Origin of the sequence: Priestia abyssalis (assembly GCF_002019595.1) — a bacterium.
Classification (GTDB): Bacteria; Bacillota; Bacilli; order Bacillales; family Bacillaceae_H; genus Bacillus_BA; species Bacillus_BA abyssalis.
This window is the reverse complement of record NZ_KV917369.1, coordinates 3,750,502-3,768,595: the sequence shown is the minus strand read 5'-3', so window position 1 is coordinate 3,768,595 and position 18,094 is coordinate 3,750,502. Positions and strand designations below refer to the sequence as shown.

The window sequence follows — 18,094 nt, the reverse complement described above, 5'->3', positions numbered from 1 at the left end:
GAATGATAGGTTGCTTTCAACTATTTGTCCTAAAAAGCAAAAAAATAAAAAGGTGTTGTAAAGCGATGACGTTAAAGCAAGAGGAGCAATTGTCAACTAAAACATTACTGTTCTTCTTTGTCCCATTAGGTGTATCTGCAAGCCTTGTCGCGTTATCACACATTATTATCAATAGCACTTTAGCAAGAGCGGAGAATTCAGAACTTGTCATTGCCAGCTATGCGATTGCGATGAGTTTATTTGCCATTACAGAGCGCCTTGGTGTCATACTTCGGCAAACATGTTCGGCTTTAGTGCGGGATAAAGAGTCCGTTAAATTGATGACGCATTTTTCCTTTTACATTGTGATTAGTTTGTTATTCGTATCTTCGGCAATAGCATATACTCCAGTTGGAGATTTTATTTTTTCAACGTTATATGGTGTTAAACACGATATGATACAACAAATAAAGGAAATTTATCGAGTCCTTATTTTTGTAACCGTATTTTCAGCGCTGCGTTGTTTCTGCCAAGGAATCATCATTTTTAATCGCCAGACAAAGTGGTTGACTATTGGCATGTGTATACGATTGATTTTCATGTATGTACTGTCTTTGTATCTTATTCAATCGGGCAGTGTTGCAGGAAGAACAGGAGCTTATATTTTTTTAAGCGGGATGATTATTGAATGTGCGATCAATGCCATTGAAGCTCGTTCTCTTGTTCGAAAAATGCCGGAAATCAGTAAACAGAAAATAAAATCAAAGGCTCAAATTTTTCGATTCTACAGTCCTCTCATGTTATCTTCCCTCATTATTGTAACAGTTGGCCCAGCGATTAATATTTTTTTAGGCAAGACTGAAGAGACAGAACTGGCCATTGCCAGTTATGCGATTGCATTAAGTGTCACTCAATTAGTTTTAAGTTCTTTTTCCTATATCCATCAAATTGTCATCAATTTTTATGATCAACATGAAGCACAAGTAAGGAGATTTTCGTTTATTATTAGCTGTGTTCCATTTATGATCATTGGGGTATTCTGCTATTCCTCATTTGGTCCATTTTTTATGGAGCACGTTATGGGAATAAATAATCGATTATTGGCTGCTAGTTTAGATGTCTTAAAAATATTTTTGTTAATGGCCCTCGTCTTTCCATTTATTGATTTTTTTAACGGGCTGTTGATGCTCTATAAGCAAACAAAAATAACCATTATTTCTCAATCCGTCAATTTATTCATCACAGTGAATGTTCTTTTGGTTGGTGTTAAAATGGTTCCACATTGGAATGGAACACTTGGTGCTCTTGCGCAATCAATGGGGTTATTAGGAGAGTTGATTGTTGTCGGTAGTATCATCTATTCGCATAAACATTTTAAAGATAAAATTAGCCCTCTGCCTTTGAAAAAAGTAAGAAGACACGGGTAAAAGAGACTGAAAGTATGAGATGTGGAGGATAATGAGTGCTATTCAGAGGGATAATAACCCAAAAATATGCTTGACAGTAAATTTTAACCGGAGTAAGATTACTTTCAGAAAATGTTTTATATCGTGATCGCTTAATCCTTAAAAGGAGCGGGGGAACCAAATTTTGTACTGGTGACAGTACTAGGGGTGAATCCTTCTAATGAATGAAGGTAGGGTTACTCTCATGACCCGAATCCGACAGCTAACCTCGTAAGCGTGTTGAGGGATTGTCATTTTTTAGTGTAATGGACACGTTTATTTTGTGATGTCTAAAACACGAGAAGAGATCCTCTTCTCGTGTTTTTTATTGGGAAAATATATAGATCCGCATAAATAATTTAACATGGGCAAAAAGCGCCCATGTCATATTATTTACGCATAAGCGGATGACACCCCCCTTTTCGAGGTTGGCGCCATCCGCTTAGGTGAACCCTTGAGAGCAAACTGCAAGCTGTCTGGGCAGCTAATTGTGATGCCTCTTGATTGTATAAAGATGTATCGAGCTATTAAGTGGAATGTATATAGAAAGGAGGGGCTGTTTTATTCATAGAAATTTAGGCAAATAAATGATTCAATGACACTAAAATTTGAGCAGTTGGGTGATGTACTGCTTCTTTTCATACGGTGAAAATAGTGGTTTACCTGTTTCGGGAAACAGGTAAATGGAAAATGAATTTTTTTTCTAATATGAAGCCGTTTCGCTGAATCTTTTGAAGGAGCAGGGGAAGGATGATAACAAACAGTTTTACATATGAACAAAATAAAAATGGATGTAATATCATCACTGTTCAATCCATTTTTAATTACAGGATGTTGAAAGGAAATCGTTATGTTGCTTTTTAATAAAGAACGCCATAATAAAATCATAAAGTTGCATCCGGCACATATTCTTCTTCTTGGTTTCTTGGGATTAATCTTTATGGGAACCTGCTTGCTGATGATTCCATTTGCTACTCGGGATCGGCATCATCTGAGCTTCATTGACGCCCTGTTTGAAGCTACTTCTGCAGTTTGTGTAACAGGATTGGCCGTTGTTGACACCGGGACCACGTTTACGTTGTTCGGGCAAATTGTGTTACTCGCTCTTATTCAAATTGGGGGATGGGGATTCATGACCAGCGGGATTCTCATGTTTATTATCTTAGGGAAAAAAATCGGATTAAAACACCGATTATTGCTTCAAGAATCCATCAATTCTTTTTCCTTACAAGGGGTCATCAAATTAGTACTGCGCATTATTATGATTACGTTAATTGTGGAAGCCATTGGAGCATTGGTTCTAACGATTCGCTGGTCACAAGAGATGGGGTGGGGCAAGGCTGCGTATTACGGAATATTTCATTCCATCTCTGCTTTTAACAATGCAGGATTCGGATTAGAGCCCGATAATTTGAGCAAGTGGGTAGGGGATCCGACGGTAAATATTATCATTACGATGCTCTTCATGCTGGGAGGAATCGGATTTTTTGTCATCGCGGAAGTTTTTGAAAAAAGGAGTATAAAAAAGTTTTCTCTCCACACCAAAATCGTGCTGCTCTTTACCTTGCTTATTAACGTGGTAAGTACACTGGTCATTTTTGCATTAGAGTTTAATAATCCTGCTACGTTAGGAAATTTAAATATGGCAGATAAGTGGTGGGCTGCGTATTTCCAAGGAGTCGTCCCCCGTACAGCTGGCTTTAACACCATTGATATAGCCCAACTAACATTGAGTTCTCAAGTTTATATGATCGCAATAATGTTTATCGGGGCATCATCAGGTTCTACAGGCGGGGGCATCAAAGTGACTACTTTTGCTTTACTGCTCTTTGCCCTTTGGTCAGTATTGACCAATAAAGAGGATGTGAATATTTTTAAACGAAGAATTCCATCACCACTTGTTTATCGGGCCTTATCGATTGCTCTTTCAGGGATCCTTTTTATTTTTTTGATCTTCTTTTTACTCACTATAACGGAAAGAGGAGCGGATATGTCTAAAATATTGTTTGAAACGGTCTCTGCTTTCGCGACTGTTGGATTAAGTGCCGGTTTTACCGGGGAACTAAGCCCTATGGGACGCATTCTCATTACCATTATGATGTTCATCGGCAGGGTAGGACCTCTCACGATGGCTTTTGCACTTGCGATTCACTCAAACAATAAAGCGAAAATTCGTTATGCAGAAGAAAAAATCCTAATTGGATAAACTATAAATATCAGTTATAAAGGTTATTATACAGTAAAAGAGTAGATTGATGACGGTGCATGTTATCACCATTCATAAACAAATACCCCCCTTGGGCCCAAGGGGGGTATTTGTTTATGAAAGAAGAGCGGATTTACAAAACCTTAACATTGGATTAATGTGGGGTTAATATTGTCTGATTATGATTAAACCGTAATAAACAGTAATAAACATTAAAGATTCCACATTAAAAGGAGGCACTTTTTATGAAATGCACATTCAAGAAGAACTGTTACAAGTCTATTCAAGCGGCAGTGCTAGGGATGAGTGTACTGGGATTAGCTGCTTGTGGAACTGCTAAAGAGGAGGCTGCTCCAGTTGTTAAGGATCCAAGTTCGTTAACACTAAAAGAAATTGAAACAAAGGCAAAAGAAGAGGGAACGATTAATAGTGTCGGTATGCCTGATTCATGGGCTAACTGGGGAGAAACGTGGAATGAAGTAACGAAAAAATATACATTGGAACACACTGATACCGATTTATCCAGTGCCGAAGAGATTGCCAAAATGGAATCTGAAGGAGAGAATGCAACAGCTGATATCGGTGATGTAGGGGTTTCCTTTGGGCCAATCGCGGAACAAAAAGAATTAACGCTCGCCTATAAAACTTCCTATTGGGACGAGGTACCTGACTGGGCAAAAGATGATAACGGGGATTGGGTTGTCGGCTACCAAGGAACGATTGCATTTTTAACTAATAAAGAATTAGTAGCTAACCCTCCAAAATCTTGGGATGACATATTAAAAGGGGATTATAAAGTAACAGTTGGAGACGTTCAGCGTGGTGCACAGAATCAAATGGCCGTTCTTGCTGCCGCTATCGCTTACGGCGGTGATGAAACAAACCTTAAGCCGGGAATTGACTATTTTGCTAAGCTTGCGAAACAAGGCCGCCTTAGCTTAACGGATGCCAAGCCCGCTAACATTGAAAAAGGGGAAGTGGAAGTTGCCCTTGTTTGGGATTTTAACGCCCTTGGTTACGCTGACCAAATCAACCGTGATCAATTTGATGTATCGATTCCAAGTGAAGGTTCAGTCGTCAGCGGCTATGCAACGATTATTAACAAATATGCGAAGCATCCGCATGCAGCGATGGCAACGAGAGAATATATCCTGAGCGATGAAGGTCAAATTAACTTGGCTAAAGGATTTGCCCGTCCAATTCGCGATGTAGAACTACCGAAAGAAGTATCTGAAAAAATGGTTCCAGAAGAACAGTACGAAAATGCACAGCCAGTTGAAGATTACAAAGCTTGGGAAGAAACGGCTAAATCGTTACCGCAGCTTTGGCAAGAAGAGGTGTTAGTCCATGTCAAATAAAGTAATAGCAATTGTTGTTGATGGTATGAGATATGATAAAGCGTGTGAGGCTCTCGGATTTATTCAACATCTAGTTGAAACAAATCAGGCGGCGCTTTACAAAGTAAAGTCGGAACTCCCAAGTCTTTCCCGTCCGTTATATGAAGTGTTATTAACGGGAACACCGGCATCGGTGAATGGAATTACGTCCAATCAAGCCGTTCGCTTATCAACTGAGAAAAGTCTCTTTCATCTTACGAAGGAAAATGGCTTAAGAAACGGAACGGTATCGTATTACTGGGTAAGCGAACTTTATAATCGTGCGCCATTCCATTTTATTGAAGATCGTGAGCAAGAAGATGAGTCTAAGCCGATTCAATATGGAAAATTTTATTGGGATGATGACTATCCAGACAGCCATGTGTTAATGGATGCAGAAGCTTTACGCAGAAAGCATGACCCGCACTTTTTATATATTCATCCGATGGGTGTTGATGTAAAAGGAGAGATCTTTGGGTCGGAATCGAAAGAATATCGTGAGCAAATCTTAAAAATGGGAAGCTTATTGGCACAACTTTTGCCAATTTGGATCAAAGAAGGTTACCACATTTTAATTACATCAGATCACGGCATGAGTGAAACTGGCAACCATGGCGGCATAACGGATGGTGAGCGTGATGTACCGCTCTTTATCATTAGTCCAAAAGTTGAGCCTGGCGTTTACAGTGAAGTGGTTCCGCAATTAGCGTTTGCACCGCTCGTTTGTGAACTTTTAAATATTGAGCTGTCCGATAAAATGATTCCATATCAATTGCCAGGTCTGAAAGGGAAAATTACCCTTTAAAAAGGATATCCTATTCAACACTAAAATGAAGGTTCACTGGAATTGGTTTAACAATGGTTAAACCAATTCCCAAATTGTTAGAGAACATAGAGGAGCGAGAAGTCTTGCGAAAAATAAAAAAACAAAAAATTTACTTATTAGCTCTTTTACTGCCATTTATGATGTTTGTGATTGGATTTGAAATAGGGCCATTAGCGGCAATGATTAAAAATAGTTTTTATGCAGACGATGGAATTCAAGTTACGATTAGTCAATATATAACGATATTTAAAAGTAAATTTTACTTGCAAGCCATTCAAAATAGCCTTGTCATTTCCTTATTTTCTGCTGTAACTTCTGTAATTATAGCAGTCATTGCAGCCTATTCGTTTACAAAGTTCTCACAAAAAATACAAAACCGCCTATTGATGATTGCCAATATGACGTCGAACTTTGAGGGGATTCCCCTTTCATTTTCATATATTATTTTACTCGGAAACAATGGATTGTTTACATTGCTTTTTTCTAAGATTGGTTGGGATGTATTTGCCGATTTTAATTTATATTCGTGGACAGGCCTCATTCTTGTTTATGTTTATTTTCAAATTCCGCTTGCTGTTATGCTCATCTATCCGTCTTATCAAGGAATTAAGAAACAATGGAAAGAAGCCTCTTCATTATTAGGAGGATCCACATTCTCATTTTGGCTTCACATCGGGATTCCAGTTCTTTTACCTAGTATTATAGGCACATTCAGTATTTTGTTTGCGAATGCGATGGGAGCTTACGCTACAGCCTATGCATTGGTCGGCAGCAACTATAACTTATTGTCATTGCAAATTGCATCTTTAGTTGCCAGTGACGTTGCATTAAAGCCTCAGCTGGGCAGTGCGATGGGAGTACTTCTAGCAGCGACCATGATAGGGGCGATGTGGTTTAATGAACGAATGATGCGTCGCATTAGGAGGGATTTACGATGAAATCTTCAATGGCTTTTCATAAAGTGGTTGTTGGATTATTAGTTATTTACTTATTAATTCCGCTTGTAGGAACCTTTTTATTCTCGATTGCCGGTAAATGGGACCATACGATTTTACCTGAGAGTTATACAATGAAATGGTATATTGAATTATTTCAAGATGAACGGTTTTATGATGCTTTTCAACGAACGCTATTTTTAATTGTCATGTCTGTCGGTCTTAGCGTTATTATTATGCTTCCGACTATCTTTATCATCACGGTATATTTCAGTAAATGGGAAGGATTGCTTCAAGCAGCAGCGATGCTTCCTTATGGAATTCCGCCCATTGTTGGAGCTGTTGGATTAATCAAGGTATATTCAGATGGGCCGATTCAAATTGCCGGAACACCTTGGATTTTAATTGGTGCCTATTTCATAACCATTTTGCCATTTATGTATCAAGGTATTCGTAACAGTCTTCGTACGGTAAATGCTGTGCAGCTTGTTGATGCAGCTGAATTACTAGGTGCCACAAAGGTCCAGGCTTTTCGCACAGTGGTGTTCCCCAATATTATATCTGGTATTTTAGTGTCTACCTTATTATCAGTCGCTCTTATATTTAGTGAGTTTGCTTATGCCAATTTGCTTGTCGGGGGCCGATTTGAAACCATTCAAATTTATCTTGCCGACAAACTAAACAGCAGCGGTCACTTAACAAGTGCAATTGTTATTACGTATTATTCCATGATTTTATTGTTAACGGGGGCTGTATTAAAACTTACGTTTAGAGGCGAAAAAAAACCTGTCGCGTCAAATAAGAAGCGAATTCTTTCATTTTTGAAAAAACAATACGATCATAAAAATACTGCTTTAGAAGGTGAAAAATAATGAGTTATGTAACCATCGATCAAGTGACTAAGGGGTATGAAAATCAAGTCGTTTTAAATAACATTTCAATAACATTAAAAAAAGGAGAATTTGCGACACTTCTTGGGCAAAGCGGATGCGGAAAAAGTACATTATTACGTTCCATTGCGGGGCTTGAAAGCGTTGATGCAGGAAGCATCTTCATTGATGGAAAAGATATTACTCATTTGTCACCGCGTCAGCGTGAAGTCGGTATGGTATTTCAATCTTATGCGCTTTTCCCGAATATGAGTGTTTTTGATAATATTGCGTACGGCCTTAAAATGAAGAAGGTAAAAAATATTAAATCAAGAGTAAAAAAAATGATTGAGATGGTTGATTTAATAGGAAAAGAAGAGTCTTATCCCCATCAATTATCCGGCGGACAGCAGCAGAGGGTCGCTCTTGCCCGTGCGCTTGTCATGGAGCCGAAAGTACTGCTGTTGGATGAGCCGTTAAGCGCATTGGATGCTAAAATTAGAAAAAGTTTGCAAAAAGAATTAAAGAGAATACAGAAAGAATTAGATATTACAACGATTTTTGTTACTCATGATCAGGAAGAAGCCATGACCATGTCTGATCGAATTTTTATCATGAATAAAGGGCAAGTGGTGCAATCCGGTTCTCCAGCAGAAATCTATACTTCTCCAGCCAATACATTTGTTGCAAAGTTTATTGGGAATTATAATGTTTGTAGTATGGAAGATTTCCGTAAACTCGTTCGTAGTACAGAATTAAAAGGGAATGAAGTCGCCATTCGTCCTGAAGTATTACGATTAGTTTCTGTTGGTGAAGATCATATCGATTTACAAGAGAACTGGGGAATTAAAGGGTTTATTAAAGATGTTACCATGACAGGAAATGTTTTAAGATATGAAGTAGAAACAGAGGAATCCGTTTTCCATGTAGACTATCTTCACCACCGCGGGAAAATGTTTGAACAAGGAACACGTGTTCAAATTCTTGTACCGAAAAAAGAATGCATTATTTTATAAATAAGGGGGGGGGGAATGTATGTCTGTCTTGCCAGAAGAAAGAAAAAATGAAATTTTAAAAGAACTGAACAAAACGGGAAAAGTGAAAGTCGTGGAATTAGTGGATCAGTTTAATGTGTCAGAGGAAACGATTCGACGGGATTTAATGATATTAGAAGAAAAAGGACTTTTAAAGAGGGTTTACGGTGGAGCGATTAAAACGGTCTTTCAGTTTGAGGAGCCTCCCTTCACACAGCGGACAACCGTGAACCAAGAAGCGAAAATCAAGGTGGGGAAAAAGGCAGTGGAACTCATTTCAAATGGAGATGTGATTGCCATTGATGTCGGCACAACGATGCTTGAATTTGCACAGTGTATCGAAAATAAAAAAGACATTACGATTTTAACCAATTCTCTTCCTGTGTCGTCTGTATTGACTGAATCGCTCAATCAAAATAAGTTTGCAGGACAAATTCTATTGTTGGGCGGACAAATCGATCCAAAGCAGCAATCCATAAGCGGCGGTCTCACGGAGCAAATGTTAAATCAATTTAATATTGATAAAGCATTCATTTCAGCCGGCGGTGTTTCGATTGAAAATGGGGTCAGTAATTATCACCTGCATGAAACATTGGTTTCCCGCAAGATGATCGAGGTATCAAAGCAAGTGATCATGCTGACGGATTACTCTAAAATGGGTGTTGATACTTTTTGTAAAGTTTGCCCTTTAGAAAAAGTCGATGCGATTGTTTGCGATCAACCATTTCCAGAGGCATGGAAGGATCATCCGAATTTAAAGGAAATCGATTGGATCCAAGCGTAGCCATAAAAAGGGCATATAGAGACGAAAGAGAGGATTCTCTCTCTTTTTTGGTCCGTATTGATAACAGATAAAAAAAACTAGAAAGAAAATGTAATAGATTGAATGAGAAGAGGAGCGATAGAATATGAGTTTTATTGCAATAGATTTAGATGGAACATTATTGAACGATCAGAATGAAATTAGTGAAGAAAATATAAAGGCGATTCAGTACGCCGGGGATAGAGGCTTTGAAGTCGTGATTTCAACGGGACGCGCTTATTTTGACGTTCACACCATTTGTGAAAAAGCCGGGCTTTCCCTGTTTGTAATCGGGACAAATGGATCTACCATTCATTCAAAAAATGGAGAGTGTATTTCTTCAATTACGCTAACTAAAAATCGTGTCGAATCTATTCTTCAATGGTTAGATGACCGGAATTATTATTATGAAGTGTTTACTGATAAAGCTATTTATACTCTTAAAAAAACAAAAGAACAATTCTACAATGAGATTCAAAGTTTGAAAAATGCAGATTTAGATGCAGATACGAAAGAACTAGTTGAAGTAGCGGAAAGGCAATTTGATCAGGTTGGGTATGTTTTAGTTGACAGCTATCATGATATTTTAAAACAGGAAGAGGAATTTTATAATATTTTAGCATGTTCGTTTGATAAACAGAAATTAAAGGAAGCATGGAATCAATTTGAAAAATTTGATGAGCTGCAGGTTGTGTCATCTGCTGATCATAACATTGAAATGACTAGTAAAAGCGCTTCGAAAGGAATGGCCCTTGAAAAGTTGGCGTTCTTGCTGAATAGATCGTTGGATCAGGCAATGGCAATCGGGGACAGCAACAATGATTTATCCATGCTCAAGAAAGTTGGATACAGTGTAGCGATGGGAAATGCGAAAGATGACATAAAAGCTGTTTGCACAACGACAACCCTTAAAAATGATGAAAATGGGGTAGCTCATGCAATTTATCGATATATGGAGAACTTCGCGGTTCAAAAATAAGTATCGATGCCAAAGGAGAGAACAATGAAATGGCATGGATCTATATCATCATGGCAGGACTTTTGGAAATTATCTGGGTGATTGGTCTTAAATATTCACATGGATTTACTAAAATGATACCAAGTATAATAACAATTATTATCATAATCTTCAGTTTCTTTTTGCTTTCAAAGGCGTTGCATTCAATTCCCTTAGGAACTGGTTACGCCATTTTTACTGGATTGGGAACGGTTGGAACAGTAGTGATTGGGATGCTCTTTTGGGGAGAGCCCATTAATCTACTGAAAGTGTTTTTTGTGGCTTTAATGATAGCGGGAATCATTGGAATAAAAATGAGTCCAGCCCAATCTGAACATCAAAGACAATGAAACGAGTTACACAAGGTTAGGGGATGATTCAATGGATTGGTTTTTCCTTTTGATTGCCGGCTTTGCCGAGGTTGGCAGTGTGATAAGCCTGAAACATGCAGATGGGTTTAAAAAATGGCTTCCCTCTGTCGCCTGTCTATTTTTTGGAAGTGTAAGCTTTTATTTTCTTTCGCTATCATTAACGTCTCTCCCAGTGGGAACCGCCTATGCAATATGGACCGGTATCGGCTCTGTCGGAAGTGTTTTAGCAGGAATAATGTTCTTTCATGAACCTAGAAGCTTAAGGTCCATTCTATTAATTATGTGTATTTTGACAGGGGCAGTAGGGATTAAACTGACTTCCGGACATTAAACCCAAGTGGTGACAAGGAATCGGAGGCAAATCTCAAACGGTGTACGAAGAATCTAGAATCAAACAAACACCCCATTTCTACGAAGGGAATGGGGTGTTTATGTTTTTAGGTTTCAAAAAAGTTACATACAGGATTAGAGGAACATTAATTAGCATCCTCTTGTTCGGTAAGATAAATCGCAACGAGTTGATCGAGCTTTTGCAGTTCTTTTTTCTCCGAACATGTTTGATCTGTTTTTAATGATAAAAGGGCACTTTCAACCAAAAATTTTCGGGGAGTTTTTGAATGAAGCAGCTCATTTTGAACAAAGTCCAGCAGCTCATTGTATTTTGACTGTTTCTTGCTATCGATTAGAGTTTTTTTCAACGCCAATACAGCATGAGAAAGCTTTTGATGAAAAGCATGGTCGCTGTTTGTACACTCAGGCAGCCAACTGTCTAAAAGTTCAGGTTGAATCAATTGATCACCTGTTTCCGCCACTTCCTCAACCATTTTCACCACACGCTCCACACTGTAACGGACCACTTCGTAAATGTCGGCAGCTGTTTCGTGTGCCAAGGCATTGTATTTAAGGTTATGGTTCAAAATTCCCATAAACATGATCGCGCAATCTAATAAATAGGGTTTTTTACTGTCTCCGAAAATGTCTATGAACCGTCCGAATGTCCAGCGAATGATCCTCATTTGTCCCCGTTTTATGAATTCTTTAAGATCTTCATCTTTTGAAAAATATACTTCCTCAAAAAGAGAGATTAACTTATTTGTTCGATTTGTCTTCATTTGTAGTTCAACTTGCTTAATGAAGATTTCAATATTAGAGGGATCCTGGCCCATGAGCAGTTCATTCCGTTCCTTTTCCATCTTCCCGTATATCGTTTTAAAAAGAGCGATTAATAATTCATTTTTAGATGGAAAATAATTATAAAATGTTCCTTTAGAAATTCCGCTATAGTCCAAAATATCCTGAATGGATGTAGCTTGAAAACCTTTCTCAATAAATAATTGATGAGCCATTTTTATAACATGCTGTTTCCTATCGTTCATATAATCACCTTTATTTCCGATTAGACTACCTGTATAAAAAATATATTACATTATTTTTTCAGTTTACACAAACCCAGTAAATTAGGGAGATTTTTGAATTGATTTTTTTGAACCGATGGTATATGATATGGTTTGTGTGAAACATCAGTATAAAATAATGAACTGCAAGTATAGAGGAGGAACACGATGGAACATACGATAAAAAAGGCTGACGCTCCACCGTACGGGATTCTTTCCGTCTTAATGATTGGAGCTTTTATTGCGCTTTTAAATAATACATTATTAAATATCGCACTGCCGTCCATTATGACAGACTTGGATGTTGGAGCATCGACTGTGCAGTGGCTGACGACAGGTTTTATGTTGGTGAACGGGGTTTTGATTCCAACTACCGCATTTTTAATTCAAAAATATTCTGTACGTCACTTATTCTTGGCGGCCATGGGCTTATTTACGCTTGGAACCATTTTGGCGGGAATTGCCCATGTCTTTCCTATTTTATTGGCAGGGCGGATGATCCAAGCGTCAGGGTCGGCAATCATGATGCCGTTATTAATGAACGTTATGTTAGTGAGCTTCCCGGTGGAAAAAAGGGGAGCCGCAATGGGAGTATTCGGTTTAATTATGATGGGGGCACCCGCAATTGGACCTACTTTATCAGGCTGGTTAATTGAACACTATGACTGGAGAATGCTTTTCCACTTTGTCACTCCAATCGCTGTTCTTGTCCTGCTAATGGGTATTTTCATGCTGAAAGATAAGAAAGAGAAAGTGGATATTCATCTTGATCTATTTTCGGTTCTTTTATCAAGCGTTGGTTTTGGCGGGTTGTTATATGGATTCAGTTCTGCCGGCAGCAAAGGCTGGGACAGTCCGCAAGTCTATATGACCATCATCGTTGGAGCCATCTCATTGGTTTGGTTTATTTTACGTCAAGTAAAGCAAGAGAAACCGATGCTGAACTTTAAAATTTTTAAATATCCAATGTACGCCTTATCGGCAACCATTTCGATGGTTGTAACGATGGCCATGTTTTCGGGGATGCTGCTTACACCAATCTATGTGCAGACGATTCGAGGCATTTCGCCTCTCGATGCCGGTTTAATGATGCTGCCAGGGGCGATTGTAATGGCCGTCATGTCACCAATTACCGGTAGATTATTTGATAAATTTGGCGGCCGTGTTTTAGCAATCATTGGCTTAACACTTACAACCATAACCAGTTACTATTTCAGCAAATTATCAATGGATACCACTTATACTCACTTAATTCTCCTATACTCTGTACGGATGTTGGGGATGTCCATGGTCATGATGCCGGTTTCGACAAATGGCTTAAATCAATTGCCAGCGCGCTATTATCCGCACGGTACGGCGATGAATAATACATTGCAGCAAGTATCCGGCGCGATTGGTACGGCATTGTTGGTCACGATCATGTCCAACCGTACAGAAACTTACGGAAAAGAATTAGCGGCAGATGCCATGAAGAACATGACAGGACAGCCGACACCTGAGGCGCTGGCTGCCATGAAACAGCAAATTGCGATGCAAGCAATGCTGGAAGGAATCAATTTTGCATTTTTTGTGACGGTCTTTATTGCCGGTCTTGCCCTTGTTCTTGCTTTCTTTATTAAACGAGCAAAACAAGCCGAAGACATTATAGAAGAAAAACCGTCTGAGAAAAAGATTGTTAATAAACTGGCGGAGAATTAACGAGTAAAGGCTAATGAAACATTAAAAACTATACAAGAAAACAGAGAAAGCAGCCTTATTCATCCTTTTAGGAATGACAAGGCTGCTTTCTCTATATATTATGAATTTCTACCCATGTTCAGATTTTAAAAATCCTTGGTAGCAAAACCGATTCCGTCTCCCATAGAAACTTCATTCTAAAAAGTAATAATTATCCCCCTTACTCCTTTAAATCTAAAACGTTTCTAAATGAAACCATGCTTTTGCCATTCGGGAATACGATTAGGCAGATAGCCGTGTTGCAAGACTAGCCATCTTAAAAGAAGCGCAGTAAAAAGGACAAAAAATGAAGAGAGAAATATTTTCCGCACTAACGCAGGAAGAGAAACGTCTTAAACTTCATGACGTTTCTCTTCCCCTATTTGTTGTGAAATAGAAGCGGGGGATTTGTGTTAATGGGGAGGAAGAGATTTAGAATATCATGCAGGAGTCTGTTCGAAAGAATTTTAACCCTAACATCGAACAACCCTGCTTCTTTATGACACGATGGTCTTGTTCCACGACATTGTTGAGATATCTAACTTGCCTTATTTGTATGCCTTCAAGCATATGTTTCCTCCATATTATAAATCCAAGATAAGACAGCCAGTCGTTGCTCTTGAAACGCATGTTAATATGACATTACCTTCTTTTTTCTCGATGTCAGAGAGAAATAAGTCCCTGTGGTCTACTTCTCCTTCCAATACGTCTATTTGGCAGCTTCCGCATCCACCAATTTTACAAGAATACGGTGCTTGAATATTATGTTTTAACAGTGTTTCTAGTAAACTTTTCCCCTCTGGTACATCAAGTACTTGATTGCTTTTATTTAGCTTTACTTGGAAAGCTTGCATGGGACCAAATTCAGGAGGACTAAATAGTTCAAAGTGGATGCTTTTTTCGGGATAACCGTATGCTTTTGCAGCCATTACGGTTGCCATCATCTCTGGAGGAATTGCAGGACGTATTTCCTTTCCGGCATGGGTTGCCTTTTCTGCTTTATGGCTAACGTTTATTTATGCTCCAATGGCTCATTGGGTATGGGGTGGAGGCTGGCTGTTTACGATGGGGGAACTTGATTTTGCTGGCGGGACTGTTGTCCACATTCTTTCAGGTGTTAGTGCTCTTACAGCTGCAGTGGTGATCGGTCCTAGATTTGAACATTTAAAGAAAGATCATGCGCCACACAATATCGTTCTTTTCCTAATTGGTGCAGCCACTCTTTGGTTTGGTTGGTTTGGGTTTAATGCTGGAAGCGCTCTTGGTGCTAATGGTGTAACAGCACTTGCTTTTGCCAATACTCAAGTCGCTGCAGCTGCAGGTGGTTTGGGCTGGCTTTTAATAGAATGGAAGATACGTAAACATCCAACATTAGTTGGAGCAGCGACAGGGGCGATAGCTGGTCTCGTTGGAATTACTCCTGCAGCAGGATTTGTTACTATCCCTTCGGCTTTAATTATCGGGGTAGCTTCTGCTCCCATTTGTTATTTTGCCATACATTTTGTTAAGCAACGCTTTAAATATGATGATACATTAGATGCTTTCGGTGTCCATGGTATTGGCGGTATATGGGGGGCCATTGCCACTGGTATTTTTGCAACAAAAGATGTAAATCCAGCTGGGAATAATGGTTTACTTTATGGCAATTTAGAGCAACTTCTACATCAATGTGTGGGGGTAGCTACAGCTATTATCTTAGCAACAGCAGGAACCTTTATTATTTTAAAAGTTATCAGTTTATTTACGCCGTTACGTGTAAGCAGAGAAGATGAGCTCATGGGACTAGATTTAAGTTTTCATGAAGAGCCAGCATATAATGCCGAAATTCAATCAGTGGATTTAAGCATGGGTTCAATGCAGGCCAAGGGAGCTTCTAATAACTAATTAGAAAATAAGCTTATCTTCTAAATGAATAATTTAACAAAATGTTAACGACTAATATGGTGAAAAAGAAGTGTTGATAGGCCAACGAATCAATGTAAGAGTAAAAAATCATTTAAAGGAAGAATAAACAAGAATTACTTGAAGATAAAAAACTATATAGATCGATTTAGAAAATTCGATATGACCAAAGGACGGTCATGTCAAACTTTCTAGACCTAAGCGGATGTCCCCCCTTGCGGGGTTGGTGCCATCCGCTTAGGTGAACCCTTGAGGAATAATTCAAGTTGTCTAGATAACCGATTGCGGTGCCCGACGATGAGAGGAAGATGTGTCGAGTTATTAAGTGAAATATATAAATAAATTAAAAACGTATAGAAAGACGTCTTTAATTTATAAAGCTAGCTTAATGTAGCTAGCTTTGTTTATATTTTTAAATTCATTTTCAAAAAAATTAGTTAAGTGAAGCGGGCAATAAAACAAAGACAAAACCAGATTTATCTACCCTAGAAAGGAGAGAGTTAGAGAGATGGCTTTCATACAAAATGAACTAACACTATAAAAATAGAGTTTTCAAAGGCTCAACATTTATATAAATTAGTTTGGCGTTGGCACTTTTATGCCGTCTTGATTTTTACACCTGTTCTTCTCATACTGGCTATCACAGGTGGTACATATTTATTTAAGTCGCAGCTTGAACATCATGATGATCAACAAGAGCATCATTAAATGGCTGGGTTTGTTAAAGTTAACGAAAATTTAAATTTTTAATAGTAGGTTATGTAAAAAACACATAGCTAGTGCCAGTGTAGATAGGGAGGAAATGAACAATGAGACATGTTTTTGATAAGATGTTTAATTGTGAAAAAGAGCTAACACTTTCTGTTATTGGCGGTAAGTGGAAACTAGTTATTTTATGGTATTTAGGAAAAGAGGGTACGAAAAGATTTGGTGAATTGAAGTCTCTCATACCAGGTATTACCCATAGAATGCTTGTTAACCAATTACGGGAACTGGAAGAAGATCTTATTGTTTATCGTAAAGTCTATCCGGTTGTTCCACCAAAGGTGGAATATTCACTAACGAAACAAGGAGAAAGTCTAATGCCGATTCTCGAGTCGATGTATGAATGGGGTAAAAACTATAAGGAATCGATCACAGAAAAACAGGTAGAAAGAATCGAATCAATTAAGTAAAACAAGGAGTGAAAATGACCACCTTTTTCTATAAATATGTGGTCGTTAATTAAAGGAGCCTACATACTCATGACTTTCCTTTCTATATTAATGTAAGTTTACATTGGATGAAATAATCATAGATAAGTAATAGAGAATGGCCTTTTTGCTTTTCTCCTGAACCAAGGGGGGTGTTCAGTTTTTTCCTATACCAATCGTTTATCACAAGTTCACACGGCTTTTATTGGCATTAAGAACCCTCCACTGATGGAGGGTTCATCTTATTTTATTAATTCAACTGTCTGATGCAGCTCTTTTATAATTTCGGCTAAATATTGAGTCGTTTGCATGATTGCCATGCTCCCTCTTATACAAGAGTTTCTTGTTTAATTAATTTTTGCATTTGTGCAGCGATTGCCTTTTTATCTTCCTGGCCTGTAATCCCGCCGCCTACAATGACCAGATCAGGCTGTGATTGTACCACTTCTGGAAGTGTATCTAACTTGATACCGCCTGCGACTGCCGTTTTTGCCTTTTTTACGACACGTTTAATCGTTTGAAGCTGTTCAAAAGGACTTTCTCCAGCTGCTTGAAGATCATAGCCTGTGTGTACGCAAATATAATCTACACCAAGTTCATCAACTTCTCTTGCACGCTGTTCAAGGTCTTTTACATTAATCATATCGACAAGGATTTGTGCCCCTCGTTTTTTAGCTTCTTCCACTGCACCCTTAATCGTTGCATCATCAGTTGCTCCGAGTACAGTAATAATATCAGCACCAGCTTCGGATGCCTTCATCACTTCATATGCACCTGCATCCATAATTTTTAAGTCAGCTAACACCTGTAAAGAAGGAAACGCTTCTTTCATTTCTTTTACAGCTCGAAGCCCTTCATTAATGACAACCGGTGTACCAATTTCCACAATGTCAACGTGCTCCTGTACCTCGTTTACGACTTCTTTTGCCTCTGGAATGTTTACAAGATCTAATGCTAATTGAAGCTTCATCCCTTCCTCACTCCTCATTTTAATTTTTTGGATTGTTGTAACTTCATTCTAGGTTAGATTTTTCAAAAAAATAAGTACG

18 protein-coding genes, 1 pseudogene and 1 riboswitch are annotated in these 18,094 nt (G+C 38.5%); of the genes and pseudogenes, 15 read left to right on the top strand and 4 right to left on the bottom strand.

Annotation, left to right across the window (positions count from 1 at the left end; translation table 11 throughout):
* The first annotated feature begins 65 nt into the window (after positions 1 to 65).
* The 11 genes from BK575_RS18060 (at position 66) to BK575_RS18010 (ending at position 11,171) form a co-directional block, all read left to right on the top strand.
* Positions 66 to 1,406 carry a multi antimicrobial extrusion protein MatE gene (locus BK575_RS18060; RefSeq protein ID WP_235867412.1) on the top strand — a complete coding sequence of 447 codons (1,341 nt, stop codon included), beginning with the start codon at positions 66 to 68 and terminating at the stop codon, positions 1,404 to 1,406.
* 118 nt (positions 1,407 to 1,524) lie between these two features.
* Positions 1,525 to 1,676: riboswitch (cyclic di-AMP (ydaO/yuaA leader) on the top strand.
* Positions 1,677 to 2,274: 598 nt separating this feature from the next.
* Positions 2,275 to 3,630: a TrkH family potassium uptake protein gene (locus BK575_RS18055; protein WP_078412329.1), complete on the top strand. Its 1,356-nt coding sequence runs from the start codon at positions 2,275 to 2,277 to the stop codon at positions 3,628 to 3,630.
* A gap of 245 nt (positions 3,631 to 3,875) precedes the next feature.
* Positions 3,876 to 4,988, top strand: a complete 1,113-nt coding sequence (locus tag BK575_RS18050) for an ABC transporter substrate-binding protein (protein WP_078412327.1) — start codon at positions 3,876 to 3,878, stop codon at positions 4,986 to 4,988.
* Positions 4,978 to 5,811 (top strand): alkaline phosphatase family protein, encoded by an 834-nt coding sequence (locus BK575_RS18045; protein ID WP_078412325.1) that lies wholly within the window; start codon positions 4,978 to 4,980, stop codon positions 5,809 to 5,811. Before BK575_RS18050 ends, BK575_RS18045 begins: the two co-directional genes overlap by 11 nt.
* Before the next feature lie 104 nt (positions 5,812 to 5,915).
* On the top strand, positions 5,916 to 6,770 hold the full coding sequence (locus tag BK575_RS18040) for an ABC transporter permease (RefSeq protein WP_078412323.1): 855 nt from the start codon (positions 5,916 to 5,918) through the stop codon (positions 6,768 to 6,770).
* Positions 6,767 to 7,639, top strand: a complete 873-nt coding sequence (locus BK575_RS18035; protein ID WP_078412321.1) for an ABC transporter permease — start codon at positions 6,767 to 6,769, stop codon at positions 7,637 to 7,639. The genes BK575_RS18040 and BK575_RS18035 overlap by 4 nt, the downstream gene beginning before the upstream one ends.
* Positions 7,639 to 8,652 carry an ABC transporter ATP-binding protein gene (locus tag BK575_RS18030; RefSeq protein WP_078412319.1) on the top strand — a complete coding sequence of 338 codons (1,014 nt, stop codon included), beginning with the start codon at positions 7,639 to 7,641 and terminating at the stop codon, positions 8,650 to 8,652. Before BK575_RS18035 ends, BK575_RS18030 begins: the two co-directional genes overlap by 1 nt.
* Positions 8,653 to 8,671: 19 nt before the next feature.
* Entirely contained in the window at positions 8,672 to 9,454 is a 783-nt protein-coding gene (locus BK575_RS18025) for a DeoR/GlpR family DNA-binding transcription regulator (RefSeq protein ID WP_078412317.1), read from the top strand.
* A gap of 124 nt (positions 9,455 to 9,578) precedes the next feature.
* Positions 9,579 to 10,451: a Cof-type HAD-IIB family hydrolase gene (locus tag BK575_RS18020; RefSeq protein ID WP_078412315.1), complete on the top strand. Its 873-nt coding sequence runs from the start codon at positions 9,579 to 9,581 to the stop codon at positions 10,449 to 10,451.
* Positions 10,452 to 10,480: 29 nt separating this feature from the next.
* Positions 10,481 to 10,819: a DMT family transporter gene (locus BK575_RS18015; protein WP_078412303.1), complete on the top strand. Its 339-nt coding sequence runs from the start codon at positions 10,481 to 10,483 to the stop codon at positions 10,817 to 10,819.
* A gap of 31 nt (positions 10,820 to 10,850) precedes the next feature.
* The gene (locus tag BK575_RS18010; protein ID WP_078412301.1) at positions 10,851 to 11,171 is read left to right on the top strand and encodes a DMT family transporter; all 321 of its coding nucleotides are present in this window, start codon (positions 10,851 to 10,853) and stop codon (positions 11,169 to 11,171) included.
* A gap of 145 nt (positions 11,172 to 11,316) precedes the next feature.
* On the opposite strand, the gene BK575_RS18005 is transcribed toward BK575_RS18010, so the two are convergent.
* Positions 11,317 to 12,216, bottom strand: a complete 900-nt coding sequence (locus tag BK575_RS18005) for a TetR/AcrR family transcriptional regulator (protein WP_078412299.1) — start codon at positions 12,214 to 12,216, stop codon at positions 11,317 to 11,319.
* A gap of 186 nt (positions 12,217 to 12,402) precedes the next feature.
* On the opposite strand from BK575_RS18005, the gene BK575_RS18000 reads away from it, so the two are divergent.
* Positions 12,403 to 13,932 carry a DHA2 family efflux MFS transporter permease subunit gene (locus BK575_RS18000; protein WP_078412297.1) on the top strand — a complete coding sequence of 510 codons (1,530 nt, stop codon included), beginning with the start codon at positions 12,403 to 12,405 and terminating at the stop codon, positions 13,930 to 13,932.
* Between the two features lie 471 nt (positions 13,933 to 14,403).
* Here the strand turns inward: BK575_RS18000 and BK575_RS17995 are convergent.
* A pseudogene (locus BK575_RS17995) lies at positions 14,404 to 14,526 on the bottom strand (IS6 family transposase); the annotation flags it as partial.
* An 8-nt stretch (positions 14,527 to 14,534) separates the two neighbouring features.
* Complete coding sequence (locus tag BK575_RS17990; protein WP_235867411.1) at positions 14,535 to 14,879, bottom strand: 2Fe-2S iron-sulfur cluster-binding protein; 345 nt, start codon at positions 14,877 to 14,879, stop codon at positions 14,535 to 14,537.
* Between BK575_RS17990 and BK575_RS17985 the strand changes: the two genes are divergently transcribed.
* The 3 genes from BK575_RS17985 (at position 14,878) to BK575_RS17975 (ending at position 17,027) form a co-directional block, all read left to right on the top strand.
* Entirely contained in the window at positions 14,878 to 15,834 is a 957-nt protein-coding gene (locus BK575_RS17985) for an ammonium transporter (protein WP_328589556.1), read from the top strand. The genes BK575_RS17990 and BK575_RS17985 overlap by 2 nt on opposite strands.
* Positions 15,835 to 16,389: 555 nt before the next feature.
* On the top strand, positions 16,390 to 16,560 hold the full coding sequence (locus tag BK575_RS29420; protein ID WP_078412295.1) for a PepSY domain-containing protein: 171 nt from the start codon (positions 16,390 to 16,392) through the stop codon (positions 16,558 to 16,560).
* 101 nt (positions 16,561 to 16,661) lie between these two features.
* Complete coding sequence (locus tag BK575_RS17975) at positions 16,662 to 17,027, top strand: winged helix-turn-helix transcriptional regulator (protein ID WP_078412293.1); 366 nt, start codon at positions 16,662 to 16,664, stop codon at positions 17,025 to 17,027.
* A 346-nt stretch (positions 17,028 to 17,373) separates the two neighbouring features.
* Here the strand turns inward: BK575_RS17975 and hxlA are convergent, their stop codons facing one another.
* Complete coding sequence (gene hxlA, locus BK575_RS17970; RefSeq protein ID WP_078412291.1) at positions 17,374 to 18,015, bottom strand: 3-hexulose-6-phosphate synthase; 642 nt, start codon at positions 18,013 to 18,015, stop codon at positions 17,374 to 17,376.
* Positions 18,016 to 18,094 lie beyond the last annotated feature (79 nt).

Coding starts and splice junctions, on each gene's coding strand:
- BK575_RS18060 (WP_235867412.1), top strand. CDS start 66: ATGACGTTAAAGCAAGAGGAGCAATTGTCAACTAAAACATTACTGTTC.
- BK575_RS18055 (WP_078412329.1), top strand. CDS start 2,275: ATGTTGCTTTTTAATAAAGAACGCCATAATAAAATCATAAAGTTGCAT.
- BK575_RS18050 (WP_078412327.1), top strand. CDS start 3,876: ATGAAATGCACATTCAAGAAGAACTGTTACAAGTCTATTCAAGCGGCA.
- BK575_RS18045 (WP_078412325.1), top strand. CDS start 4,978: ATGTCAAATAAAGTAATAGCAATTGTTGTTGATGGTATGAGATATGAT.
- BK575_RS18035 (WP_078412321.1), top strand. CDS start 6,767: ATGAAATCTTCAATGGCTTTTCATAAAGTGGTTGTTGGATTATTAGTT.
- BK575_RS18030 (WP_078412319.1), top strand. CDS start 7,639: ATGAGTTATGTAACCATCGATCAAGTGACTAAGGGGTATGAAAATCAA.
- BK575_RS18025 (WP_078412317.1), top strand. CDS start 8,672: ATGTCTGTCTTGCCAGAAGAAAGAAAAAATGAAATTTTAAAAGAACTG.
- BK575_RS18020 (WP_078412315.1), top strand. CDS start 9,579: ATGAGTTTTATTGCAATAGATTTAGATGGAACATTATTGAACGATCAG.
- BK575_RS18015 (WP_078412303.1), top strand. CDS start 10,481: ATGGCATGGATCTATATCATCATGGCAGGACTTTTGGAAATTATCTGG.
- BK575_RS18010 (WP_078412301.1), top strand. CDS start 10,851: ATGGATTGGTTTTTCCTTTTGATTGCCGGCTTTGCCGAGGTTGGCAGT.
- BK575_RS18005 (WP_078412299.1), bottom strand. CDS start 12,216: ATGAACGATAGGAAACAGCATGTTATAAAAATGGCTCATCAATTATTT.
- BK575_RS18000 (WP_078412297.1), top strand. CDS start 12,403: ATGGAACATACGATAAAAAAGGCTGACGCTCCACCGTACGGGATTCTT.
- BK575_RS17990 (WP_235867411.1), bottom strand. CDS start 14,879: ATGGCTGCAAAAGCATACGGTTATCCCGAAAAAAGCATCCACTTTGAA.
- BK575_RS17975 (WP_078412293.1), top strand. CDS start 16,662: ATGAGACATGTTTTTGATAAGATGTTTAATTGTGAAAAAGAGCTAACA.
- hxlA (WP_078412291.1), bottom strand. CDS start 18,015: ATGAAGCTTCAATTAGCATTAGATCTTGTAAACATTCCAGAGGCAAAA.